This is a genomic window from Bradyrhizobium sp. LVM 105 (assembly GCF_003957705.1).
In the GTDB taxonomy this organism is placed as follows: domain Bacteria; phylum Pseudomonadota; class Alphaproteobacteria; order Rhizobiales; family Xanthobacteraceae; genus Bradyrhizobium; species Bradyrhizobium frederickii.
Genome location: NZ_QZMV01000002.1, coordinates 219314 through 243770 on the forward strand (window position 1 = coordinate 219314; position 24457 = coordinate 243770).

General features: G+C 62.9%; 21 protein-coding genes and 1 pseudogene. 12 read left to right on the forward strand and 10 right to left on the reverse strand.

Going from position 1 to position 24457, the window contains the following annotated elements; all coding sequences use genetic code 11:
• Positions 1–9 precede the first annotated feature (9 nt).
• Genes fdhF through D6B98_RS06380 form a run of 3 tightly spaced genes read left to right on the forward strand, consistent with a single transcriptional unit; the run spans position 10 to position 3935 of the window.
• Entirely contained in the window at positions 10–2883 is a 2874-nt protein-coding gene (gene fdhF / locus D6B98_RS06370; RefSeq protein WP_126256091.1) for a formate dehydrogenase subunit alpha, read from the forward strand.
• A gap of 4 nt (positions 2884–2887) precedes the next feature.
• Positions 2888–3715: a formate dehydrogenase accessory sulfurtransferase FdhD gene (gene fdhD / locus D6B98_RS06375; RefSeq protein WP_126256092.1), complete on the forward strand. Its 828-nt coding sequence runs from the start codon at positions 2888–2890 to the stop codon at positions 3713–3715.
• Positions 3705–3935: a formate dehydrogenase subunit delta gene (locus D6B98_RS06380; protein WP_164718440.1), complete on the forward strand. Its 231-nt coding sequence runs from the start codon at positions 3705–3707 to the stop codon at positions 3933–3935. The genes fdhD and D6B98_RS06380 overlap by 11 nt, the downstream gene beginning before the upstream one ends.
• Here the strand turns inward: D6B98_RS06380 and D6B98_RS06385 are convergent.
• Both D6B98_RS06385 and D6B98_RS06390 read right to left on the reverse strand, forming a co-directional pair.
• Positions 3895–6879, reverse strand: coding sequence for a bifunctional [glutamine synthetase] adenylyltransferase/[glutamine synthetase]-adenylyl-L-tyrosine phosphorylase (locus tag D6B98_RS06385; protein ID WP_126256094.1), 2985 nt, complete (start codon positions 6877–6879; stop codon positions 3895–3897). The genes D6B98_RS06380 and D6B98_RS06385 overlap by 41 nt on opposite strands.
• Positions 6876–8336 (reverse strand): sensor histidine kinase, encoded by a 1461-nt coding sequence (locus D6B98_RS06390; RefSeq protein WP_126256095.1) that lies wholly within the window; start codon positions 8334–8336, stop codon positions 6876–6878. The genes D6B98_RS06385 and D6B98_RS06390 overlap by 4 nt, the downstream gene beginning before the upstream one ends.
• A gap of 376 nt (positions 8337–8712) precedes the next feature.
• Between D6B98_RS06390 and D6B98_RS41885 the strand changes: the two genes are divergently transcribed.
• Entirely contained in the window at positions 8713–8925 is a 213-nt protein-coding gene (locus D6B98_RS41885; RefSeq protein ID WP_502699880.1) for a hypothetical protein, read from the forward strand.
• Here D6B98_RS41885 and D6B98_RS06400 read toward each other — a convergent pair.
• Positions 8868–9059, reverse strand: a pseudogene (locus tag D6B98_RS06400) (non-homologous end joining protein Ku); the annotation flags it as partial. The gene D6B98_RS41885 and the pseudogene D6B98_RS06400 sit on opposite strands and share 58 nt — an antisense overlap.
• A gap of 118 nt (positions 9060–9177) precedes the next feature.
• Between D6B98_RS06400 and D6B98_RS06405 the strand changes: the two are divergent.
• The gene (locus D6B98_RS06405) at positions 9178–11439 is read left to right on the forward strand and encodes a T6SS phospholipase effector Tle1-like catalytic domain-containing protein (protein ID WP_126256096.1); all 2262 of its coding nucleotides are present in this window, start codon (positions 9178–9180) and stop codon (positions 11437–11439) included.
• On the opposite strand, the gene D6B98_RS41890 is transcribed toward D6B98_RS06405, so the two are convergent.
• The 3 genes from D6B98_RS41890 to D6B98_RS06420 all read right to left on the reverse strand — a co-directional run bounded on the left by D6B98_RS41890 (position 11391) and on the right by D6B98_RS06420 (position 13669).
• The gene (locus D6B98_RS41890; protein ID WP_430644541.1) at positions 11391–11693 is read right to left on the reverse strand and encodes a LuxR C-terminal-related transcriptional regulator; all 303 of its coding nucleotides are present in this window, start codon (positions 11691–11693) and stop codon (positions 11391–11393) included. The genes D6B98_RS06405 and D6B98_RS41890 overlap by 49 nt on opposite strands.
• A 481-nt stretch (positions 11694–12174) precedes the next feature.
• A complete protein-coding gene (locus tag D6B98_RS40500) occupies positions 12175–12444 on the reverse strand; it encodes a hypothetical protein (protein ID WP_205680460.1) in 270 nt (89 codons plus the stop codon).
• The gene (locus D6B98_RS06420) at positions 12428–13669 is read right to left on the reverse strand and encodes an NAD(P)/FAD-dependent oxidoreductase (protein ID WP_126256097.1); all 1242 of its coding nucleotides are present in this window, start codon (positions 13667–13669) and stop codon (positions 12428–12430) included. Before D6B98_RS06420 ends, D6B98_RS40500 begins: the two co-directional genes overlap by 17 nt.
• Positions 13670–13804: 135 nt before the next feature.
• On the opposite strand from D6B98_RS06420, the gene D6B98_RS06425 reads away from it, so the two are divergent.
• The 6 genes from D6B98_RS06425 (at position 13805) to D6B98_RS06450 (ending at position 18465) form a co-directional block, all read left to right on the forward strand.
• A complete protein-coding gene (locus D6B98_RS06425) occupies positions 13805–14704 on the forward strand; it encodes a LysR family transcriptional regulator (RefSeq protein WP_126256098.1) in 900 nt (299 codons plus the stop codon).
• Between the two features lie 124 nt (positions 14705–14828).
• Positions 14829–15749: an amino acid ABC transporter substrate-binding protein gene (locus D6B98_RS06430; protein WP_126256741.1), complete on the forward strand. Its 921-nt coding sequence runs from the start codon at positions 14829–14831 to the stop codon at positions 15747–15749.
• Positions 15750–15792: 43 nt separating this feature from the next.
• Complete coding sequence (locus D6B98_RS06435) at positions 15793–16524, forward strand: amino acid ABC transporter permease (RefSeq protein WP_126256099.1); 732 nt, start codon at positions 15793–15795, stop codon at positions 16522–16524.
• A 3-nt stretch (positions 16525–16527) separates the two neighbouring features.
• Positions 16528–17220, forward strand: a complete 693-nt coding sequence (locus tag D6B98_RS06440) for an amino acid ABC transporter permease (RefSeq protein WP_126256100.1) — start codon at positions 16528–16530, stop codon at positions 17218–17220.
• A 76-nt stretch (positions 17221–17296) separates the two neighbouring features.
• A complete protein-coding gene (locus tag D6B98_RS06445; protein WP_126256101.1) occupies positions 17297–18028 on the forward strand; it encodes an amino acid ABC transporter ATP-binding protein in 732 nt (243 codons plus the stop codon).
• A 74-nt stretch (positions 18029–18102) separates the two neighbouring features.
• Entirely contained in the window at positions 18103–18465 is a 363-nt protein-coding gene (locus D6B98_RS06450; RefSeq protein WP_126256102.1) for a RidA family protein, read from the forward strand.
• A 333-nt stretch (positions 18466–18798) separates the two neighbouring features.
• Here the strand turns inward: D6B98_RS06450 and D6B98_RS06455 are convergent, their stop codons facing one another.
• The 3 genes from D6B98_RS06455 to D6B98_RS06465 form a co-directional block, all read right to left on the reverse strand.
• Positions 18799–19773, reverse strand: a complete 975-nt coding sequence (locus D6B98_RS06455; protein ID WP_126256103.1) for a Bug family tripartite tricarboxylate transporter substrate binding protein — start codon at positions 19771–19773, stop codon at positions 18799–18801.
• A gap of 196 nt (positions 19774–19969) precedes the next feature.
• Positions 19970–20602: an RraA family protein gene (locus D6B98_RS06460; RefSeq protein ID WP_126256104.1), complete on the reverse strand. Its 633-nt coding sequence runs from the start codon at positions 20600–20602 to the stop codon at positions 19970–19972.
• A gap of 22 nt (positions 20603–20624) precedes the next feature.
• The gene (locus D6B98_RS06465) at positions 20625–21845 is read right to left on the reverse strand and encodes a pyridoxal phosphate-dependent aminotransferase (RefSeq protein WP_126256105.1); all 1221 of its coding nucleotides are present in this window, start codon (positions 21843–21845) and stop codon (positions 20625–20627) included.
• 165 nt (positions 21846–22010) lie between these two features.
• Here D6B98_RS06465 and D6B98_RS06470 point away from each other — a divergent pair, with 165 nt between their 5' ends.
• Entirely contained in the window at positions 22011–22910 is a 900-nt protein-coding gene (locus D6B98_RS06470; protein WP_126256106.1) for a LysR family transcriptional regulator, read from the forward strand.
• Between the two features lie 150 nt (positions 22911–23060).
• On the opposite strand, the gene D6B98_RS06475 is transcribed toward D6B98_RS06470, so the two are convergent.
• Positions 23061–24383, reverse strand: a complete 1323-nt coding sequence (locus tag D6B98_RS06475) for an MFS transporter (RefSeq protein ID WP_126256107.1) — start codon at positions 24381–24383, stop codon at positions 23061–23063.
• Positions 24384–24457 lie beyond the last annotated feature (74 nt).

Genomic DNA, 24457 nt, shown 5'->3' on the forward strand with positions numbered 1-24457 from the left:
AGAGCGACGATGTCTCTGATCGAAGAAATCGACTACGGCACGCCGGCTTCCAAATCGGAAACGATGGTCACGCTGACCATCGACGGCAATGAGGTCACGGTGCCCGAGGGCACCTCGATCATGCGCGCCGCGATGGACGCGGGCCACCAGATCCCGAAGCTCTGCGCCACCGACATGGTCGATGCGTTCGGCTCCTGCCGGCTCTGCCTCGTCGAGATCGAGGGCCGCGCCGGCACGCCGGCGTCCTGCACCACGCCGGTGATGAACGGCCTCGTCGTGCACACCCAGACCGAGCGGCTGAAGAAACTGCGCAAGGGCGTGATGGAGCTCTACATCTCCGACCATCCGCTCGACTGCCTCACCTGCGACGCCAATGGTGATTGCGAATTGCAGGACATGGCCGGCGCAGTGGGCCTGCGCGACGTGCGCTATGGCTACGAGGGCGAAAACCACGTCTTTGCCAAGACGGACGGCTGCACCAACGACAATTGGATGCCGAAGGACGAGTCCAACCCCTATTTCACCTATGATCCGTCCAAGTGCATCGTCTGCTCGCGCTGCGTCCGCGCCTGCGAGGAGGTGCAAGGCACCTTCGCGCTGACCATCTCCGGCCGCGGCTTCGACAGCCGCGTCTCGCCCGGCATGAGCGAGAGCTTCCTGGGCTCGGAATGCGTGTCGTGCGGCGCCTGCGTGCAGGCCTGCCCGACCGCGACGCTGACCGAGAAGTCCGTGATCGAGATCGGCCAGCCCGAGCACTCCGTCGTCACCACCTGCGCCTATTGCGGCGTCGGCTGCGCCTTCAAGGCCGAGATGCGCGGCGAGGAAGTCGTGCGCATGGTGCCCTACAAGGACGGCAAGGCCAATCGCGGCCATTCCTGCGTCAAGGGCCGCTTCGCCTGGGGCTACACCAACCACAAGGAACGCATCCTGAAACCGATGATCCGCGAGCGCATCGAGGATCCCTGGCGCGAAGTGTCCTGGGACGAGGCATTCTCGTTCGCCGCCGCCAGGATGCGCGGCATCCAGAAAAAGTACGGCCGCGACGCCATCGGCGGCATCACCTCCTCTCGCTGCACCAACGAAGAGACCTATCTGGTGCAGAAGCTGATCCGCGCCGGCTTCGGCAACAACAACGTCGACACCTGCGCCCGTGTCTGCCACTCCCCGACCGGCTACGGCCTTGCCACCACCTTCGGCACCTCCGCCGGCACGCAGGATTTCGACTCGGTCGAGCACACCGACGTCGTCCTGGTCATCGGCGCCAACCCCGCCTCCGCCCACCCGGTGTTCGCCTCGCGGCTGAAGAAGCGGCTGCGCCAGGGCGCCAGGCTGATCGTGATCGATCCGCGCCGCACCGAGATGGTGGAATCGCCGCATGTGAAGGCGCTGCATTTGCCCCTGATGCCCGGCACCAACGTCGCGGTCATGACCGCGCTGGCGCACGTCATCGTCACCGAAGGGCTCGTCAACGAAGCCTTCGTGCGCGAACGTTGCGACTGGAGCGAGTTCGAGGAATGGGCGGCCTTCGTCGCGCAGCCCAAGAACAGCCCGGAAGCCACCGCCATCCTGACCGGCGTCAATCCGAACGACCTGCGCGAAGCCGCCCGCACCTACGCCACCGGCGGCAACGGCGCGATCTATTACGGGCTCGGCGTCACCGAGCACAGCCAGGGCTCGACCACGGTGATCGCGATCGCCAACCTCGCGATGGCCACAGGAAATATCGGCCGCCCCGGCGTCGGCGTGAACCCGTTGCGCGGGCAGAACAACGTGCAGGGCTCCTGCGACATGGGCTCGTTCCCGCACGAGCTGCCCGGCTACCGTCACATCTCCGGCGATGCCGTGCGCGACCAGTTCGAGGCGCTGTGGAACGTCAAGCTCAATGCCGAGCCGGGCTTGCGCATTCCCAACATGTTCGACGCCGCGGTCGAAGGCACGTTCATGGGAATCTACGTGCAGGGCGAGGACATCCTCCAATCCGATCCCAACACCAGCCACGTGGTGGCGGCGCTGTCGGCGATGGAATGCGTGATCGTTCACGATCTCTTCCTGAACGAGACCGCGAACTACGCCCACGTCTTCCTGCCCGGCTCGAGCTTCCTCGAGAAGGACGGCACCTTCACCAACGCCGAGCGCCGCATCCAGCGCGTGCGCAAGGTGATGACACCGAAGAACGGCATGGCGGACTGGGAGGTCACGATCGGCCTCGCCAAGGCGATGGGCTTCGAGATGAACTACGGCCACCCGTCCGAGATCATGGACGAGATCGCGGCGCTGACGCCGACTTTTGCCGGCGTCTCCTACGCCAAGCTGGATGAGCTCGGCTCGGTGCAGTGGCCCTGCAACGAGAAGGCGCCCGAAGGCACGCCGGTGATGCATATCGACGGCTTCGTCCGCGGCAAGGGCAAGTTCGTCGTGACCGAATATGTCGCGACCGATGAGCGCACCGGCCCACGCTATCCCCTGCTGCTCACCACCGGCCGCATCCTCAGCCAATACAATGTCGGCGCGCAGACACGGCGCACCGACAACGTGGTCTGGCATGCCGAGGATCGCCTCGAGATCCATCCGCACGATGCCGAGCAGCGCGGCGTGCGCGACGGCGACTGGGTGCGGCTGAAGAGCCGTGCCGGCGAGACCACGCTGCGCGCGGAGATCACCGATCGCGTGGCGCCCGGCGTCGTCTACACCACCTTCCACCATCCGGACACGCAGGCCAACGTCATCACCACGGACTATTCGGACTGGGCGACCAATTGTCCCGAATACAAGGTCACGGCGGTGCAGGTCTCGCCATCGAACGGCCCCTCCGACTGGCAGAAGGCCTATGACGCGCAGGCGCGGCAATCCCGCCGCATCGTGCCAGCCGAAGCCGCGGAGTAACGGCATGCACGTCGCGGTTCAGGCGATCGATCGCGGAATCTGGCGCAACGGCGTGGCGTCCGAAGGAACGCGTTTCATTCCGGAGGAGACGCCGTTGGCGCTGACCTATAATGGCGGCACCTACGCCGTCATGATGGGGACGCCGCAGAACCTGGAAGATTTTGCGGTCGGCTTCAGTGTGAGCGAAGGCATCATCAAGTCGGTCGACGACATCAAGTCGCTCGACATCGTCCGCCTTGACGAGGGCATCGAGCTCAGGATGTGGCTGGCGCCGGATGATGCCGCACGCATCAGCGAGCGCCGTCGCCATGTCGCCGGGCCCACCGGCTGCGGCATCTGCGGGATCGAGTCCATCGCCGAAGCCGTACGCCCCCCAGCGGTGGTGTCGCAGGGGCCGAGCTTCACGCCGGAACAGATCATGGCGGCGATGCAGGCCATCGCGCCCTTGCAGTCGATCAACCTGCAGACCCGCGCCGTTCACGCCGCCGCATTCTGGTCCCCTCCCGGCAACATCGTCGCGCTGCGCGAGGACGTCGGCCGCCACAACGCGCTGGACAAGCTCGCCGGCGCCCTGGCGCGCAGCCGCACCGATCCTCGCGGCGGCCTGGTGCTGCTCACGAGCCGGGTCTCGGTCGAGATGGTGCAGAAGGCCGCCGCGATTGGCGCACCGGTGCTGATCGCGGTCTCCGCACCGACCGCGCTCGCGGTGCGCTCGGCGGAAGCCGCCGGCATCACGCTGATCGCGATCGCCCGGCAGGACGGATTCGAGATATTCACGCACGGCAGCCGGATCGCCACTCGCCATGCCACGGAGGTTGCCAATGTCGCCTGACCGCCTGATCTACATGGCCAACCAGATCGGCACGTTCTTCCGCAGCCAGGGCCACGGCAAGGCTGTGCCGGGGATTGCCGAGCACATCAAGAAATTCTGGGATCCCAGGATGAAGCGCGCGATCTTCGCCCATCTCGACGCCGGCGGCGCGGGCCTCGAGCCCGACGTCCGCGAGGCGCTCACCTCGTTGCAGGCTGCGTCCCTTCCAGCAGCGCCCTGAACACGCGCCGCACCTCGCCCTGCGTCTCCTTCACGCGCGCCTCGAGCGACGAGAAATCCGGCGCATCGCCGGCGCGCGCCATCACGCGCTGCAGATCGTTGCCGGCGGTTTCGGGCTTGAAGCGGTCGCTCACGCACAGCCGCAGGATCTGAGTCAGATCGTGGTAGAGCCGCGCGGCTGCGCGCAATATCTCGGTCTCCGATTGCGGCAGGACGCCGAGCCTGCACGCGTTCTCCAGCACCTGCATGGTGCCGACGTCCAGGATCTCCGGCTTGTCGAGCGCATGCACGAGCTGGAGATATTGTGCGATGAAGTCGATGTCGACCATGCCGCCGGCGGCATGCTTGAGATCCCAGCAATCGGCCTCGCCCTTCTCCTGGGCGATGGCGCGCCGCATGTCGGCGACGTCGTTGGCGGTGATGGCGGGATCGCGGCGGCGGGTCAGGACGTCGCGGATGACGCGCTCGATCCGTTGCCGGAATTCGGGCGAAGCCGACACCACGCGGGCGCGCGTCAGGGCCATGTGTTCCCAGGTCCAGGCCTCGTTGGCCTGGTAATCCGCGAACGAGACGAGGCTCGAGGCCACCGGGCCGGCACGCCCCGAGGGACGCAGCCGCATGTCGATCTCGTAGAGCACGCCGTAATTGGTGCGCGTCGTGAACGCGCTGATCAGGCGCTGGGTCAGGCGGGCAAAATAATGCGCGCCCTGAAGCGATTTCGGCCCGTCGGAGTCCGGATGGTCGCTGTCGAAATCGTAGAGCAGGATGAGGTCGAGATCGGACGAGGCCGTCATCTCGCGGCTGCCGAGCCGTCCCATCGCGATGATCGCGGTCTCCTGGCCCTTGATCCGGCCGTGCTGGGCGGCGAAGCGGTCGGCGACGAGGCCATGCACGGTGTGGACGATGCCTTCGGCGACGTCGGCAAAGGCCGTGCTGGCCTGCTGCGCCGAGACGGTGCCGGACAGGATCCGCGTGCCGATCAGGAACAGGCTCTCCTGCCCGAACAGGCGCAGGCGATCGAGGAACTCTTCGTAGGAGCCGGCATCCTGCACGGTCGCGGCCAGCCGTCCCGACAATTCCTGCCGGTCCGGCATGGCGCCGAAGAAGCGCGGATCGATCAGGCCGTCCATCAGCTGCGGCTGCCGCGCCAGCATCTCGCCGAGCCGCGGCGCCGCGCCCAGCACCAGCGCGACAAGCGCGACGAGCCCGCGGTTCTGGCCGAGCAGCGTGAACAGCCGGCCGCCGCGCTGCAAGGCCCCCAGGAATTGATCGAACGCGACGACGGCGCGGTCCGGCTCCTCGGCATGGGCGAGCCCGTCGATCAGGGCCGGCACGAATTCGACGAAGGCATTCCGCGTCGCCTCATTGCGGAACACGCGATAATCGCCGGTGACCCAGTCGCGCACGGTCAGCGCCACCGCGGCAGGCTTCTTGAAGCCGAGCGTTGCGAGGTGCTGGAGCAGGCGCGGATCGTCGGGACCGGCGCTGTAATCGAGCGCCGGCAGCCTGGCCGTGCCGGTCGGATCGTCACCCTCGAACAGCTTCTCGTAGTGCCCCTGCACGATCTTGAGCTGCCGCAGCAGGTCGCCCGCAAAGGCTTCGCGATCCGGATAGCCGAAGAAGCGCGCAAAACGCTCGACCGCTTCCTTGTCTTCGGGCAGCGCGTGGGTCTGCTCGTCGGCGATCATCTGGAGACGATGCTCGACCCGGCGCAGGAATTCGTACGCAATGGTCAGCTCGTCGCGCGCAGCTGGGGTGATCCAGTTGCTGGAGGCGAGAATGTCGAGCGCCCTGAGCGTCGGCCGCACGCGCAATTCCGGATGGCGGCCGCCGGCGATCAATTGCTGGGTCTGCGCAAAAAACTCGATCTCGCGGATGCCGCCGCGGCCGACCTTGACGTTGTGCCCCTCCACCGCGACCTCGCTCTGGCCGCGATAGGTCTGCATCTGCCGCTTCATGTCGTGGACGTCGGCGAGCGCGGCGAAGTCGAGATGCTTGCGCCAGACGAACGGCGCGATCTCGGCCAGCAGCGCCTCGCCTGCGCGGGCATCGCCGGCGCAGGCACGCGCCTTGATCATCGCGGCGCGCTCCCAGGTGCGCCCTTCGCGCTCGTAATAGCTCAGCGCTGCGTCGCGCGAGATCGCCACTTGTGTCGAGGACGGATCGGGCCGCAGGCGCAGATCGACGCGGAAGACGTAGCCGTCATAGGTGCGCTGCTGGAGGATGCGCGCCATGCCCTGCGTGAGCCGGACGAAGAACGGCTGCGGCTCGATGTCCGCCGCCAGCGTCGTCGCATCGGGATCGAAGAACACGATGAGATCGATGTCGCTGGAATAGTTCAGCTCGCCCGCGCCCATCTTGCCCATGGCGAGCACGATCAGCCCGCAGCCCTCTTCGGGTGCCTCCGGATTGGGCGGCGCGAGCTTGCCGCGTGCGGCTTCCTGCCGCAGCAGGAATTGCAGCGCCGCCTGCACCGAGGACACCGCGACATCGGTCAGCGCCGCCGTCACCCGCATCACCGGCCAGACCCCGCCGATGTCGCACAAGGCGGTCAGCAGCGCGGTCTCCGCTTTCATGCGGCGAAGCAGCCGCATCACCTCGGCCTCGTCCGCCGCCGCGAGCACCGCAGCCCTCGCCTCCGCGATGAGTTCCGCCAGATGCGAATCCGGATCGCATTCGAGCAGCCGGATCAGGCGCAAGGCGTCGGCGCGCACCAGATCGAACAGATAGGACGAGAATTCCGCGATACCGGCCAGGATGTCCTTCGCGAAGGGATGCGCCAGCAGCGCTTCGAGACGGGCCGATTGGGCCGGCTCAAGCTCGCTCAGCCAGCTTTCAAGACGTCGCTCGTCGGTTGTGGAAGCGGCAATATGGGGAGCTTCCGCGAAGCGCGCGGCCAGCCTCTCGCCATGCTTGTCCGCGTTTCCCGGCGCGGAGTGGTTCATGCCACCTTCTGTGGCACATCCGGTATTGGCGGAGCAACCCTGTCGCCGGCGCCGGCGCGCGCGGGGAGCACCAGCGTGGCGACGAGGCCGGGCTGGGCGTCGCCCAATTTCAACTCACCGCCATGCAATGTGGCAACCGCGGAAGCGAGGCTGAGGCCGAGGCCGGAGCCCGGCAGCGTGCGGCTCGCTTCCAGGCGCACGAATCGTTCGACGGCATGCTTGCGGTCGGCCTCGGGAATGCCGGGACCGCGATCGGTGACGCTGAGCAGCACCTGGTCGCCGTCGCGCCTGGCCTCGATCAGAATCGGCCGGGCCTCCATGCTCACCACGGTTCCGCCGGTCTGCGCCACCGGCTTGCCGTATTTGATCGCGTTCTCGACCAGATTGGCGAGCGCCTGGCTGACCAATTCGCGGTTGGCGTGAATTGGCGTCGGCTCGGCCTTGACCTTCAAGGTCATGCCGTCGTCCTCGGCGAGCGGCTCGTAGAGCTCGTGGATGCCATTGGCAACCTCGGCCGCGTCGAAATCATCCATGTTGCCGCGCGCCTGCCCGGACTCGGCGCGCGCGATCATCAGCAGCGCGTTGAAGGTGCGGATCAGGCCGTCGGATTCCTCGATGGTCCGCTCCAGCGCCGCCCGGTAATCGGCTTCGCAGCCCGATTTGGCCAGCGCCTCCTCGGCGCGGTTGCGCAGGCGCGTCAGCGGCGTCTTGAGATCATGGGCGATGTTGTCGGAGACCTCCTTCAGCCCCGCCATCAGCGCCTCGATCCGTTCCAGCATGGCGTTGAGATTCTCGGCAAGGCGATCGAGCTCGTCGCCGCTGCGCCCGACCGGCAGGCGCTCGCTGAGATCGCCCGACATGATGCGCTGCGCGGTCCCCGTCATGGCGTCGATGCGTCGGAGCACGCGGCGCGCAACGAAGACGCCGCCGCCGAGACCGAGCACGACGACGATCAGGATCGACCATTGCGCGGCCTTGGCGACGATGCCGAACAGCCGCCGCCGCTCGGCGAGGTCGCGGCCGATCAGGAGGCGAAAGCCGTTCTCCAGTTCGGTGACGCGCACCAGCGCGCGATGGTCGCGGTCGTCGGCGTCCTCGAGGCGCCGGTAGGCGGTCTCCGACCAGCCGCGCGTCGCCATCACGCCCGGCGCCAGCGAGCCGACATTGCCGGCGATCGCCTGCCCGGTCGGCGTGGTCACGAGATAGAGGTTGGCGCCGGGCCGCAGCGCCCGGTACTCGATCGCCAGCACAAGGCCGCGCAGGCCCCTGCGGCCATAGATCTCGGATATCTCCGAGGTCTCGGCATTGACTGTCTGCGTGATCTCCTCGGTGATCAGCCGCCGCGTATTCCAGGCGAAATAAGCCAGCAGCGAGGCCGCGAACATCGCGAACAGCAGCAGATAGACCAGCGTGAGCCGGAATGCCGTGGTGCGGACGAGTTTACCGAATGCCGTCACGGATCATGTATCCAATTTCAGTGCCGCGCCTGCTATCACCGAGCATCGTCACCCTTCATATTCTGCTTTATTTACAGTACCTTGGGTTCTTAAGCCATCGTCTGTCTTCGCCTAAAATCGCCGAACGCCGGCCGGCCAGGTAGAAAAGTGGTAAGGCTGCGCATGGGTCCATTTGAAAGTATCCGTGACGGTCACACATCCAACTGGTTCCTCGTGGAACGACTGACCATGGCGGCAAAGCATCCGTGCCGGTAAGTGGTAAGCGAAAGGGGAACGTTAAAGTGGCGCTCAATTCGAGCCAAGTTAAATCCCTGCAAGCTGGCGTTCATGCGGACACTGGGGACTCTATCTGGTCGTGCGCAGGAACGGTGATCGGGTGTGGGCCTTCCGTTTCACCGGCCCCGAGGGCCAACGGGCGCAGATGGAGTTCGCCAGGGCTGGCGACCGCGACAGCGCAGGGGGTGACGTTCTGACCCTAAGCAGCGCGCGCGAGAAGGCACGCGAATACAAGGTTGCATTGAAGCGCGAGGGCATCAGCGCGGTCTCGTGGTCTTCGAACTTCTCAGGCTCGAACCGCCCCGCCTTTTGATTCACGATGTGCTTTGCAAGATCCAGCATATCTTTCGTGACCTTCAAGTCCTGGATCTCGCCGAAATATTCCTGCTCGCTCCGCACCTCGTAGGGATAGCGGAGCAGCTTGCCGACGAGCCCCTTCCGGCGCGGCAGCCCCCACCTTTGCCCACCGTTCAGAATTGGTGGAATGACTATCACAGGTTGAAATCATCCCGGCACCTGTTACGCTTACTGCCTTCATTATATCTTTTCAGGGAGGACGCCTCGCATGGCCAGCCCCAAGATCATTATCCTGTCTGACGGCACCGGTAATGCCGCCTCGAGCGTCTGGCGCACGAACGTCTGGCGGATGTTCCAGGCGCTCGACCTGCAAGGCAACAGCCAGGCCGCGAGATACGACGATGGCGTGGGTACCTCGTCCTTTGTGCCGCTCGCTGTGTTGGGCGGCGCATTCGGATACGGCCTCAAGCGCAACATCCTCGACGCCTACAAGTTCATCTGCCGCAACTACGATCACCAGAACCACTCAAAGATCTATCTCTTCGGCTTCAGCCGTGGCGCGTTCACCGTGCGTGTCCTCGGCGCGATCATTCTTCAGCAGGGCCTGGTTGTGGCGGATACCGAAGCAGAGCTGCACAACGGCGCGGTCAAGGCTTACAGGGCCTACCGGGCAAAGGGCTACCACTCGATCTTGCGGATCGAGGTGCTCTTCCGCGCCTTGCGCGACTACCTTCTGGCGCCGGTGCTGGACCTCCTGCAGAGCAACAAGTCCTACGCCGAAATCGTCCGCAAGGACGTCCCATCCATAGAGTTCATCGGCGTGTGGGACACGGTCGCTGCCTACGGCCTGCCCATGGATGAAATGACACGCGGCATCAGCAACTGGATCTGGCCCCTTGAGCTTCCGAACCGGATCTTGAGCCAACGCGTCAAATGCGCAAGGCACGCGCTTGCGCTCGACGATGAGCGGACGACCTTCCATCCCGTGCTCTGGACCGAGGAAGGCGAATCCAAGCCCGCGGTTCCCACCACCATCGACGACGAGCGCCTGGTCCAGGTCTGGTTCGTCGGCATGCACGCCAACGTGGGCGGAGGTTATCCCGACGATGCCGTATCGTTCGTACCGCTGTCCTGGCTTGTCGACGAATCCATCAAGCATGGTCTCGTTTTCAAGGAGGCACCGTTCGCAGACCCCGACTCCATCAAACTGATCAATTCAGCGCAGGATAAGGACGGCCGCCTCTACGACTCGCGTTCCGGCCTCGGGTCCTACTATCGCTATGGCCCGCGGAAGGTCTCTGACCTGTGCAATGACCCGTATGTCGGCGTCAGCGTCAAGTTGCCGAAGATCCACGAAAGTGTGTTCGACCGTATCGACAGCGGCTGCAATGCCTATGCTCCGATCGGCTTGCCGCCGGAATACCTCGTGGTTTCCCGCAACGGTAAGCTCACGCCGCTCGCGCCGACGACATTCGAGACGCCAGGGGGTGCGACCGCCCGTTTTGCGGCACAGGAAAGGCTCTGGAATTTCGTCTGGATGCGTCGGCTGGCGTATTTCGCCACCCTGGCTGCCACGCTGCATCTTGCGGCGTTCTGGCTCTTCCACGACCGCATCAAGGAGCATGAGTTCGAGTCACCGATCCGGATGGTCTCGGAATTCGTGCGGTTCATCGAGTCCTTCCTGCCGAAATCATTTCACTGGTGGACGGACTGGTACGCCGCGAATCCTGAATGGTTCGCCGGCGGCATCGTCGCCGTGATCATGCTGATGGTTCTTGGCGGCAGCCTCAGCGCAAAAATCAAGGACCGGATGCGCCTGCTCTGGCGAGACCGGGCGGCGCCAGTGCCGCTCTCCGGTCTGATGCACGACGCCATTTACGCGTTCAGGACCCATGCGCTCTATCAGTTCGTCATACGCGCCGGGAAGCGGCACGTCCTGCCCCTGCTTCTGGTGGTGGCGATGGTCTGGGTCGGTGCGACAGTCACGAGCCATTTCCTGTTCAACGTCGCGGATTCCATGGGAGCATTCTGCGAAGGCACGGCGGAGGCCGAGCTTGTCCCGGTCAACAAGGGCATTGACCAGAATGGCGCAGACTTCGCGACGTCGGCGATCTGCGCGCCAACAGGCCTGAAGGTCTTTTCCGGTCGCTCGTATGAGATCAGGATCGCGGTCACCGAGCCCTGGACTGACGCCGAGCGGCCGACCACACCTGTTGGCTTCCGGACCTCTACCGTAGAGCTCGCTGACCGGTGGAAGTTTCGCGGTGCGATATTCCTCCGTCGCATCCTGTTCAGACCCTGGCACCGCATCATCGCGCGGGTTGGTGAGACCGGCGTGGACGAGTATTTCCTTGATCCTATCCCGCTTCCGAACACGACGCCGCAAACGTACAAAGCAACGTTCAAGGCTGCGCGCAGCGGTGAGCTATTTCTCTACGTCAACGACGCAGTGATCGGTCTGCCATGGCTCGGCGACACTTTTTACCCGAACAACGGAGGCAAAGCTAAGGTGACCGTGAAATTGTTGTGAGGCAATTCAGCCCCATCGAAGGGCCCACCCGTCCGGCCGCCGCGCAAATCGTCTTGGAACAAAAGGCAAGCTTGTCCGACCAAAGCAGCACTCAAGGGTGATCCAAGCAGAATGCCAGCGCATCCTTGCCTCGCTCCGTAGGTCATCGCCGTGGAATAGGGCCTGAACACCTGTTTGAGATGATAGTCCACGGTCGCTTCTGCGCATTTCATGATGACAGCCGTTTCCCACGTTGTCTTGCCCTGCGCGTCCAAAGCAGGACTTCCTGCTGTCGTGAAGATAAAGTTACTGCCAGAGACAGGCGCTCAGCCGCGACGTTGAAGCCGTACTCCTGCGAACGCATCATTTCGAGTCCGGACCCACGCGCCGCTATGACAAGAATCCGAGTTGATACAGATCTCAACTTCCAAGTGACGATTCTCAGGCGCTGCTGTCGGATAAACAGTTTCGAGTATCTGGGTAGAATGCCTCAAACGTAGGCCAGCCGGCGATACGAGCCATTTTCTCGTGGCAACGCGACCTTGAGGGCACCCGGGTTGTCCAGCTCACGGACACCGTTGACGCAACTCCATCGCTGACATCGTCCCGCATGGCCCCCGCCGGCTTGCCGCACGCCGGGGACGCCTTCCGGATCGGGCGAGAACCTCGGGATACGTCGAAACGAAGAGGGATACATTCTTAAATTCGATGCTTGGTTAGAACTTTTTATCGCTTTTGGCGCTGATCGCAGTACGTCTAAATTGCGTCAAGAGACGGGACGTTCGCGAGCTGCAGGGCGGCCGACCGATCGGGCGGCGGCGCTGTTGAAAGCTCCGCGCCCAGGAGAAAAAGGAAGCCGAGATCATGCTCAGTATCCGAGAAGGCCGCTATGCCGGCGCCTACGCCAAGCCGGCCCAGGCAGGTTGAGCATTTGAACGCCGCCTGCATCGTCGGCGACCGGCCGCCAGGCAGCATGCCGCCCGGTTGCTCGGCGTTCGGCGCGGCTGCGTCAGAAGCGATCGGCACGGTAAGGCTCCGGGTCGAGCAAGGGCCTCTCGCCCACGACCATCTCCGCCAGCATGCGTCCAGTCGTCGGCCCCAGCGTCATGCCCTGGTGGCCGTGGCCAAACCCGCACCACAGACCGGCGATCCCCGGCGCTTGGCCGATCACGGGGATCATGTCCGGCATGCAGGGCCTGACGCCCATCCACGGCGCCGCATCGACCCGCTCGCCGAGCGGCAGCAAGCGGCGCGCAATCGGCTCGGCGCGCGCGAGCTGAACCGGTGTGGGAGCTCCGTCACGATCGGCGAACTCGACACCGGTCGTCAGCCGGACGCCGTGCTTCATCGGCGCCAACAGGAATTGGCTCTCGCTGTCGAGGATCGGGCGGTTGAGCTTAGCTCCCTCACTCAAGAGGTAATGCATGTGGTAGCCGCGCTTTCCGAACAGAGGCGGCGCATAGCCGAAGCGGGCTGTCAGATCGACGGACCAGGCCCCCATCGCGACCACGACGTCGGAGGCCTCGACGAATCCATCCTCCGTGGCGAGGCGCCACGCCGCGCCACGCCGCTCCAGCTTGGTCCCATCGCCTCTGAGAATGCGGCCACCGAGGCGCTCGAACAATTGCGCATAGGCCGCGATCAGTCCGCCCGGGTCACTCAGCGACAGCGATTGCGTCCAATGCAGCGCGCCGACGCGGCGTGGTTGGAAATCGGGCTCGGCCTTGGCCAAGCCAGCGCCATCGAGAGTAGAGAAGTTGACGCCGAAAGCACGGCGGGCCGTTTCGGCAGCAGTGACTGCTTCGTCGAGATCCCGTTGCGTACTATAGGCGCGCAACCATCCGACCGGCCGCAACAGATCGAGAGCGCCAGCCTCGCGTGCGAGATCGAGATGTTCGTCGAGGCAGGTAGAGATCAGCGCGGCCTCCTTCCTCACCGTCTGCGCATAAGGTCCGGGCGCCGAGGCCATGAAGTAACGCAGCAGCGCGGGTGCCATCCGCGCGAGCGCAAGCGAAGCATAGGAGACGTCGACGGAGCGGTTGCGTGCGACCCGCAGCAGAGTGCCGAGCTCGCGCGGAAAGCGATAGGGAAACACCGCCTCCCGCTGAATCAGCCCTCCGTTTCCAAAAGACGCTCCTGCCGCAGGTCCGACCCTATCCACGACGGTGGCCTCGATGCCGCGCCGCCGGAGATGGATGGCCGTCGACATCCCGACGATGCCCGCCCCCAACACCAGAACGTTCTTGGCCATGACCGATGGGTACCTCTGCTCGTCCGCTCGGGATCGTCTTAAGGCACGTCCACATTTGCGGGTCCAATGCGAAATTTGCATTGGACCCGCAGCGCGACTGCTCCCTAAAATTCTTACGATAAGGGGAAATCTAGGTTGGATACGAAGTGGCTCGACGACTTCATCGCATTGGCCGATACGGGGAATTTCACGCGCGCGGCCATGCTGCGCAACGCATCGCAGGCTGCCTTCAGCCGTCGTATCCGGGCGCTTGAGATGGCCGTCAACGCGACACTCGTCGATCGCAGCACGTACCCGACGCGCCTGACTCCCGCGGGTGATGCGTTTCGCGCAAGGGCGGCCGAGCTGCTCGGACAGTTGCGCGAAACCATTCAGGACATTTCGACAGGCGCTTCTGGTGGGGCGCTACGCATCGCATTGCCCTATGCTCTTGCCACGGCCTTCGCGGGACGTTGGCTGGGCGGCTGGGCCCCGGAAAAGCTGCGCTACATGCTGCTTCCCGGCAGCATGCACGACATGTTCACGGCACTCGTCTCCGGCCGTTCCGATCTGCTGATCACCTTTTACAGCCCCTCTCATCCCATTCAGATCGACGAGCAGCGCTACGAGCGGCTGACGGTTGGGCTCGACAAGGTGAGACCCTACGCGCGACGCGACTTCAAAGCGGCGGAGTTTTTTCCGGGCACGGCCAAGCGCCCATGTCCGCTGCTCACCTATCCACCGACCGCCTATTTCGGCCGACTCGTCGAGACGATCGTCGAGCGCGCCCCGGCACCGTTGCGCGCTGAACGCATCGTGGAATGCGAGATGTCCGACGTGCTGCGCGACCTGGCGCTGGCCGGGCTCGGCGTCGCCTGGTTACCGAGTTGCACGATCGACCCAATTATGCACGAGGCTCTGACGCCGGTGGATGACGGATCGTGGTCGCTGGATATCCAGGTTGCGGCCTTCCGCGACCGGGAAGCCGCAAATCCCGCACTGCGCCGCCTTTGGGAACGTCTGACGGCGCGGCCGGAAATGATGTTGTGGCAGTAGGGGGAGCGTCCAGCAGTCAGAGAGACATCGTATCCCCTAACGAAAATCGACACCGCGCAATGCCACAGAACGAGCGTGGCACGTGAAATTTAACTCAAGAACATACACTCAGAGGAGAAAGAACATGCGTTTGATTGCAAGTCTCGTCGCTATTGCGACGACAGCACTGATCGCCGGCCCGGCCTCGGCTCAGGCCCTGACCGGTACCCTGCAGAAGGCCAAGGACACCAAGAAGATCGTCATCGGCTTCCAAGAAGCTTCGGTGCCTTTCAGCTATCTCGACGGCAACCAGAAGCCGGTTGGCTACACGCTCGACATCTGCTCGAAGATCGTCGACGCGATCCGTAAAGAGATCGGAGAGCCGGGTTTGCAGATCGAGTACACGCCTGTGACGTCAGCCAACCGCATCCCGCTGCTCCTCAACGGCACGATCGATATGAACTGTGCTTCTGCCACCAACAACCTCGAGCGCCAGAAGCAGGTCGACTTCGTCAACACGCACTTCTTAACCGCGAACCGCTTCGTCAGCAAAAAATCAAACAACCTCCATAGTATTGAAGACCTGAAAGGCAAGACGGTCGTGTCCGTGGCGGGTTCGGTCAATCTCAATCAGATCAACCGCATCAACAACGAGCGCAGTTTCGGCATGACAGTCGCCTCCGCAAAGGACCAGCTGGAGGCCTTTCTCATGCTCGAAACCGATCGCGCCCAGGCTTACGTGATGGACGACGTGCAGCTCGCCGTTCAAGCCGCGCGCTCGAAGGACCCGGCTGCCTACGTCATCAGCAAGGAGGCCTTCGGCAAGCCCGAACCTTACGGGATCATCATCCGCAAGAACGACAAGCCGTTCAAGGATCTGGCCGACAAGGCGACCGCTGCGCTCTATCAGAGCCCGGAGATCGAGACGATCTACAAGCAGTGGTTCCAGTCTCCGGTGCCGCCGAACAACATCAACTTCAACTACCCACTCGACCCGGCGCTGGCAGCGGCGTTCAAGAGCCCCAGCGACAGCGCCGACCCCGACCATTACGCACTGAAGAACTGAGCCGAGCCAGCGTGTCGCACGCGGCGGTTCGGGGAGATGAACCATGAACTATAACTGGAACTGGGGCATTTTCCTCGAACCGTCGCCGGACGGCTGGGGCACCTATCTCGACACGCTGCTACTGGGTCTACGCTGGACACTGGCGACGGCACTCAGCGCTTGGGTGCTGGCGCTCTCGCTCGGCATCGTCGTAGGCATCCTGCGCACCCTGCCTTCACGGCCGCTGCAGGCGATCGGCACCGCCTATGTCGAACTGTTTCGCAACATCCCACTTTTGGTTCAGCTCTTCTGCTGGTACTTCGTGCTTCCGGAAATGCTGCCTAAGGCGGCTGGAACCTGGCTGAAGCAACTGCCGAATGCCTCCTTCTTTACCGCCGTCGTGGCGATCGGCATCTACATGTCAGTGCGCGTCGCCGAGCAATTGCGCTCCGGCATCAACGCCCTGCCGCGAGGCCAGAAGAACGCTGGACTGGCTCTAGGGCTCACCACCGCCCAAACCTATCGTCATGTGGTGCTGCCGGTCGCTTTCCGCATCATCCTGCCGCCGTTGACCTCGGAATTCCTGAACACGATCAAGAACACCTCGGTCGCGCTTACGATCGGTCTCGTCGAACTCACGGCCCGTGCCTACGCAATCCAGGAGCAGTCCTTCCAGTTCTTCGAGGCGTTCGCGGCCGCGACCGTGATCTACCTCATCGTGAATCTCTGCGTCACCCTGGGCATGCGCCTTCTCGAAAAGAAGATCGCGATCCCCGGCTACATCTCCGGGAAATAGGCGATGCTGTCGGGCTTGAACATCGGGGCGATCACGCAATCGCTGAGCTATCTCTTCGTGCAAGGCATGAGCACGACCCTCACCCTGACCGTCCTGGCGGCGGTGGGCGGCGTCGTGCTCGGCACGCTGATTGCGCTGATGCGCCTGTCCTCCCTCCCGGTGCTGCCGAAGATCGCGGCCGGCTATGTCAATCTGATGCGGTCGTTGCCGCTGGTGCTGGTGATCTTCTGGTTCTTCTTCCTGATGCCTTACATCGCCGCGTGGGTATTGAACGCCAGCCGGCCCGTGCCGGTCGGCGGGTTCGCCTCGGCGTTGATCACCTTCACGCTGTTCGAGGCCGCCTATTTTTCGGAGATCATGCGCGCCGGCATCCAATCGGTCTCGCAAGGACAGGTCGGCGCCGGATATGCGCTCGGCCTCACTTATCGGCAGGTGATGATGTATATCGTCCTGCCGCAGGCCTTCCGCAACATGATCCCTGTCCTGCTGACGCAAACGGTGATCCTGTTTCAGGACACTTCGCTCGTCTACGTGGTTTCCGTCACCGATTTTCTCGGCGCCGCCTCCAAGATCGCCCAGCGGGATGGAACCATCGTCGAAATGTACCTGTTCGTGGCGCTGGTCTATTTCGTGATCTGCTTCAGCTTCTCGATGCTGGTGCGACGTCTCCAGGCGCGCATCGCGATCAGCCGCTGACGCCGATGCGATCGACGCCCTCCGCCTCTCCTTCCCTTCATGCCCTCGCAGCCGCGCCGCTGGAAAGCACCCTGTCATGATCGAGATCAACGACGTCAGCAAATGGTACGGGCCCTCGTTTCAGGTCCTGAAGAGCTGCAGCACCCGCATCGATAGAGGCCAGGTCGTGGTCGTTTGCGGGCCGTCTGGCTCCGGCAAGTCGACCCTCGTCAAATGTGTGAACGCATTGGAGCCCTTCGAGCAGGGATCGATCAGCGTCGACGGGACGAAAGTCGAGGCCAGGGACACCAATCTGCCGAAACTGCGCTCGCACGTCGGAATGGTCTTCCAGCATTTCGAGCTGTTCCCACACCTGAAGGTCGTCGACAATCTCTGCCTAGCTCAGCAGAAAGTGCTCGGACGCGACCGCAAGGAAGCCGAGAGCCGCGCGCTCGCCCTGTTGCAGCGCGTGGGCCTTGCCGATCATGCCGATAAATTTTCGGCGCAGTTGTCCGGCGGTCAGCAGCAGCGCGTCGCGATCGCCCGTTCACTCGCCATGAACCCGACTGTGATGCTTTTCGACGAGCCGACATCGGCGCTCGATCCTGAGATGGTCGGCGAGGTCCTCGACGTGATGGTGGATCTCGCCCAGGAGGGCATGACGATGATGGTCGTCACTCATGAGATGGGCTTCGCCCGCAAGGTGGCCGACCGTGTGGTCTTCATGGACCGGGGCGAGATTATCGAGGATGCGGACAAGGAGGCCTTCTTCAGCGGCGCACAGAGCGAACGGGCACGTTCTTTCCTCTCGAAAGTCCTGTCGCACTGAACCATTGAGCACCGCGTCGGCCAAACACCGCCGCCCTCTAGAACACGTATCCATACGCACAGCAAAGGCAGACGATGGCATCGACATATTTGAACCCCGGCAACTTCAAACACCGTTCGGACGCGGTGATCCATAACGGCGTCGCCTATGTCTCGGGCGCCGTGCCATCGGACACCTCGCTCGACATCAAGGGGCAGACGGCCCAGGTGCTCGCCGAGCTGGACAGGCGCCTCGCAGCAGCAGGGACCGACAAGAGCGAGCTGCTGTCGGCGACGATCTGGCTAACCGACGTCAACGGGGACGTGGCGGGCTTCAACGAAGTCTGGAACGCCTGGGTCGTGCCCGGCCGGCAGCCTGCCCGCGCGGCAGTTCAGGCTGCCCTGCAAGTCGGCGCCAAGGTCGAAGTGGCAGTCATCGCGGCGGTCCGCTCAGCGTGAAGTCCCAGGCAAGATCGTGGCGGCGGGCTCCTCGCCTTTGAGATCATCGGGGCGAATCTAGACACAGGCATCTGATCGACATCTCATCTCTGCCGGTCGGAGCTTTGATCGTCCCGACCGGCACGTCATCTCAGCGTGGGAGTGCCCCGCCCTGCTCTGAAGCTTATGGTAGCCGAGCTCCTCGCGCGCCTCTCGCAGGCTCTCGCCGCCTGCGATCGCTCCGCGAATGCGGCTTTCGACCGCCTCGATCATCCTCGCTGTTTCCGCGACCTCCCGCGCGGCACCAAGACGACGCCGTTCGCATCTGCCATCACGCTATCCCGCGGGCTCACCCTATTCAGCGGCAATTCCGGCCGCTTGGACGATCTTTGCCCAGCGCTCACCTTCCGAGCGCATGTAGTCGGCGTATTCCTTGGCGGTGCCGCCGAGCACGATTGATCCACCCTCGGTGAGACGTGCCCGTAGAGCTTCGTTCCTCAACGTTTTCTCGAGCGCGCCCCCAAGGATCGTTGTAATCGCCGCAGGCGTGCCGGCCGGCACGAGAAGGCCCTGCCAGGCCCCCATGTTCATCGTGGTCAGGCCGAATGCCTCCTTCATCGTGGGAACATGAGGTAGCTGCGGCAGGCGCTGCTCGTGCGTAACAGCAAGCGCGCGCATGCCTCCGCCCTCGACGTGAGTGCGCGCCTCGTTGATCGGCAAGAACATGAACTGCGTGGAGCCGGAAAGCAGGTCGGTGATCGCCGGAGCACTACCGCGATAAGGCACGTGCGTTGCGCTCAGGCCCGTCTCCTTCAGAAACAGCTCGCCAGCAAGATGAAGCAGCGCGCCGCGGCCCGATGAGCCGTAGTTGACCTTGCCACCTTGAGCTTTCACCCAGTCGACGAACTCGCTCGCGGTCTTGGCTGGAACAGCCGAGTTGACAACGAGGACCAGCGGAATCGTGGCGGTGAGGGAGACCGGAGCGAAATCGGCGTCCGGCCGAAAGCCCGGTTTGACATAGACGGCCGGCGCAAGTGCCACCGCGGAAGTCGCATAGAAGACAGTGTAGCCATCAGGTTGGGCGCGCGCGACCTCGACCGCGCCGAGATTGCCCCCCGCTCCCCCCCTGTTCTCGATCACGACGCTGCCTCCGAGTTCGGCGGCGAGCTGCTGCGCGATGATCCGAGCATTGATATCAGCCGATCCACCCGCGGCGAAAGCTACGATCATCCTGATCGGCTTCGTGGGATAGGACTGGGCACGAGCTAACGGGCTCCCAGCGGCGAGGGCGACAAGCCAAGCCAAAAGGACGCGTCTAACGATCTGCATGTTGTTTCTCCCCGTGGTGTTTTGAAATGTTTTACGATCAGACCAGAACTGGACCTTCCATTTTCAACTCAGTACGTTTCGATCGAACCCTTCAGCTTGGATAGGTTCAGGGCTTGATCGGCGCGAGCAGATCCGCGTGCGAACGATGCCTTGACATCCCTCGAGCTCTAGAGCCCGATTTTAGGAGGAGGAGCCGTCAATGGCCGTAGGCGCCCCTGTATCGCCCCTCCCGAATGCTCAGCAGCATTTCAGCTTCTCGTTCTTCCTGAGCGCGAACCTTGATAAGCAAGTCGGATGCTATCGCCTGGGGAAACGCGACGACGCCGTCCTCGTCCCCCACGACGATATCGCCCGGCGAAACGATGAGGCCGCCGATGGATACAGGCACATTGATTTCGCCGGGGCCGTTCTTGTATGGCCCGCGGTGATTGGCACCACGCGCGAAGACCGGAAAATCCGACCGCGCAATTTCTCCTGCATCCCGGATCGCGCCGTCGATCACCAGACCGGCGGCGCCGCGCGTCGACGCGATCAAGGACATGATTTCACCAACAAGGGCTCGCGATAGATCGCCTCCGCCATCCACCACGATGACGTCGCCGGGGCGGACGAGCTCCAATGACTTGTGGATGAACAGGTTGTCGCCGGGCGCGGTGCGGACTGTCACCGCCGTTCCCGCCATCGAGCCCCCGCGGTGGAACGGGCGCAAATTGGCTCCCGGCAGTCGCTGCAGATTGTCGCTGATGATTGACGTTGCGGCGCTCTTGAAGGCTTCGAGCAGCGCGGGATCCGCCGACGATGCGCTTTGGTTCTCTCTGTTTCCGACCATATCCTAGCCTATCGTGCTCTCGCTATCGGGTTCTGTCGTCAAAGAGGGCCTCACAAGCTTTGCGAATGTTTGCGCAGCCAAGCTCAATCGCCGACATCGAGGTGGCAAATGAAAGCCGCAGGTAGGGCGACAAACCGTAAGACGTCCCGTCCATGACAGCCACGTTGGCAACGTCGAGCAAATAGAGAGCGACATCGAGATCATCTTTGAGGACGTACCCGGAGGTCGTTTTCCTTCCGATCAGACCTGCGACCGACGGATACAGGTAGAAGGCTCCATCAGGCTTCGACAGCCGCAAGCCCGGAGTTCCCTCGAGCAATTCGATCATGCGCACGCGGCGCGTCGCGTAGAGACGCCTTGTCTGCTCGATATGGGACTGGTCGCCCGTGAGGGCGGCCAGAGCAGCAGCCTGGCTGACGGAGCTCGCGCAAGTCGTGCTCTGGCCAAGCAGCTTCGTCACGGCATCGACGAGGTCTTTGGGGCCAGCTGCGTATCCGACCCGCCACCCGGTCATGGCATAGGCTTTCGAGACGCCATTGACGATCATGGTTCGCGCCGCAAGCTCGGGAGCGATCTGAACCGGACTTGCGGAAGCTCTTCCGCCATAGACGAGATGTTCGTAGATTTCATCCGTCATGAGCCAGACATTCGGATGACGCTTCAGGACGTCAGTCAGTTCGCGCATCTCTTCCCGTGAGTAGACGGCACCGCTGGGATTATTCGGCGAATTCAGAATCAGCCAACGTGTTCTCGGCGTAATCGCTTTTTCGAGGGCTGCTGGAGTGAGCTTGAATCCGACGTTTTCGCCGCACGCTACGACGATGGGCACACCTTCGTTCACGCCCACAATGTCGGGATAGGACACCCAGTGGGGTGCCGGGACGATAACCTCGTCGCCTTGGCTCAGGGTTGCCGCGAAAGCTTCGAAAATGAGCTGCTTGGCACCGCACCCGACCACAATATCGTCCGGTCTATAGCGCACGCCGTTTTCGCGCTCGAGCTTTGCGCAGATGGCTTCTCGAAGCTCCGGCGTGCCGGCCGTTGCCGTATAATGCGTATCACCCTTGCGCATGGCGGCGATAGCTGCATCGATGATGTGTGGCGGCGTATCGAGATCGGGTTCGCCGATGGTAAAGTCGACGACACTTCGGCCTGAAGCGAGAAGCTCCGTCACTTTCTTCTTTGCGGCGATGCTCGCAGAGGGCTTCAGCCTGGCGACGCGTTCTGCCAGCTTCAACGACATTCGATCAGCTCCTGAGTGCACGAACCGGCATAAGATTGCTGGACCGGCAGCAAGAGTACGGCTGGATCAGAATGCGAAAAACAGATAAAATGTGATTGCGAAACATCACTTATCGGAATGAAAAATCAGACAGATCGGCGTCCAGAGTCTTAGGGCAAACACGACATGATCACGTTGAAGCAACTCGAGGCGCTGAACTGGATCGCGCAACTTGGCACGTTCGAGCGCGCGGCAGCCAAGCTCAACACCACCCAATCGGCGATTTCAAAGCGAGTCCAGGAACTGGAGGCATCAACGGGCCTTCCACTCTTTGACCGTAATCAACGCGGTGCGCGGCTTACTGAGCAGGGCGAGCAGCTTCTGGCACTCGGCCAGAGCATGCTCGCCATTCAGGATCAGATCCTGGCACTCAAGGACGGCAAATCGGCTCCGACCCGCCGCCTGCGCCTGGGCGTCACCGAGATGTGCGCGCTCACGTGGCTGCCTCGACTGGTTTCGGCGATCCGTGACCACTATCCGGCGGTGACGATCGAACCTGAGGTCGACATGAGCCGTAATCTTTACGACCGGCTGCTCGAGGACACAATCGATCTGATCGTCATTCCGGAGGCATTCTCGGATCCCGAGATCGCTTCGGTTCGGATTGCTGAAGTCGTAAACGTCTGGACAGCGCGTCCCGGGATGGTGAAGTCTCGACGCTCGATCAGCTTCGACGAGCTGGCCGAATACACCATCCTGACGCAAGGCGGCCGTTCCGGGTCCGGGCTCTACTTCAACAAATGGCTGCGGGCCAACGGCGTCGCGTTCCAGCGCGTCATTTCGTGCGACAGCCTGACGGCCCTGGTCGGTTTGGCGGTCGCCGGACTTGGAGTCAGTTATCTGCCCCGCCAGTGCTTTCGTCCACTCTTCGAGCAGAAGAAACTGGCGATCGTTCCGGTAAAGCCCGCCTTGCCCGCGGTTCCCTATGCCGCCATGTATCGAAACGACCGGCCGTCGGCATTCACCGCCACAATTGCCGCGCTTGCGGGAAGCGTCTGCGATTTTGGACGCCAGCTTCAGGAATAGACGGCGTCAGCGGAGGATCGCCGAAAGAGGTGCTACCCTGGCGTTCGCGGAAGCGATAGCTGAACGAACCTTCCCGCGCCATCGCAACGGCGCCCGGCGTGTCGCTGTGGGCCGCGACGAGTTGTTCGCCTACCTGGCGTTCCCTGAAACTCACTCAGGCAACGGCTCCCGAATGGTCGACACCAATAGGAAGCTCATCAGCGATCCGGCAGCCATGAACAGGAAGACATAGTCCCAGCCGTAGCCGTCCAGCAGAAAGCCGACCGCGAGAGGCGCCGCGGCGCCGCCTAACTGTCCGCCGGTGTTGACCAGCGCGCTTGCAATCGGGAAAGTCTGCTTGGTCGTCAGCCCCATCGGATAGGCCATGTAGGCGGAAAAGCCGAGGCTGAGCAGCACCCCCGTTGCGAACAGCAACAGACCGTATTCCAGAGGATCCGCCGGTGAATTGATCAGCGCATACATCATGCCCGCCGTCGCCAACGCCGAAAACAGCATTCCGGGCTTGCGGCGCTTGCCGAGCCAGCGATCCGAGAGGTAGCCGCCGACGAGATTGCCGACCACAGCACCGACCCAAGGAGCCGCCGCGACAAAACCCGAGCCCATGATCGAGAATTTCTTGACGGTTAGCAGATAAGTCGGAATCCAGGCCAAGAGCACATTCGAAATACCAAGCTGGAAGCTGTAGCCGAAAGCGCAACCCAGCACGTCCCACGACCTGAAGACGCTCCCCGACGTGGCCAACGGCTCCACAGCCCGTCCGAATATCAGCCTGTCTAGAAATCTGAATTGTTGGGTGTGCTCGGTCTTTGCAGCATCACCCTGTACCGTCTTGTCCGCTATGAAATCGATCTCGCGTTCCGAGCAAAAGCGGCTTTCGGCTGGATTATTTGGCACCAGATAATACCAAACCGCGGCCAGGACGAACCCAGGAAGGGCGCAGAAGTAGAATATCTCACGCCAACCCCAATAGCTGACGATCAGCGCGCAGACCGGCGGAACGATCACAGGGCCGAATTTGACCGAGGACAGAAATACACCGCTGGCCATACCCTTCTCTTTGCCGGGAAACCAGTTGTTGATTGTCGTGGTAATTCCAACTGGCAGAGGCCCCTCGGCAATACCTAAAGCAAAACGGTATATCTTGAGTACGAAAACGGTTGAGACGGTCCCCATCAATCCGGTCAAGAGCGAAGTAAAAATCATTGCCCAGGAAAAGAGGCGCCGCACACCAAGTCTGCTCACAGCAAATCCCGATGGGATCTGCACGATCGCGTAGCCCCAAAGGAAAAGGCTTAGAATCGCTCCCGCCTCGGTGTTCGACATAGCGAACTCCTTGCGGATAAAGGGCAACGCAAAACCGATATTGGCGCGGTCAGCCGCAGCGATCATGTAGATCAAGAAGATCAACGCGAGAACGACCCAACGAAAGTTTGACTTGTGGCTACGGCTCGTAGCAATGACTGCGGTCGTCATGGATGGAAGTCCTCTGCAGACCCGCGCGAGGATGACGCGATGACATTGACATAGATCTGCAATGCACATTCTGG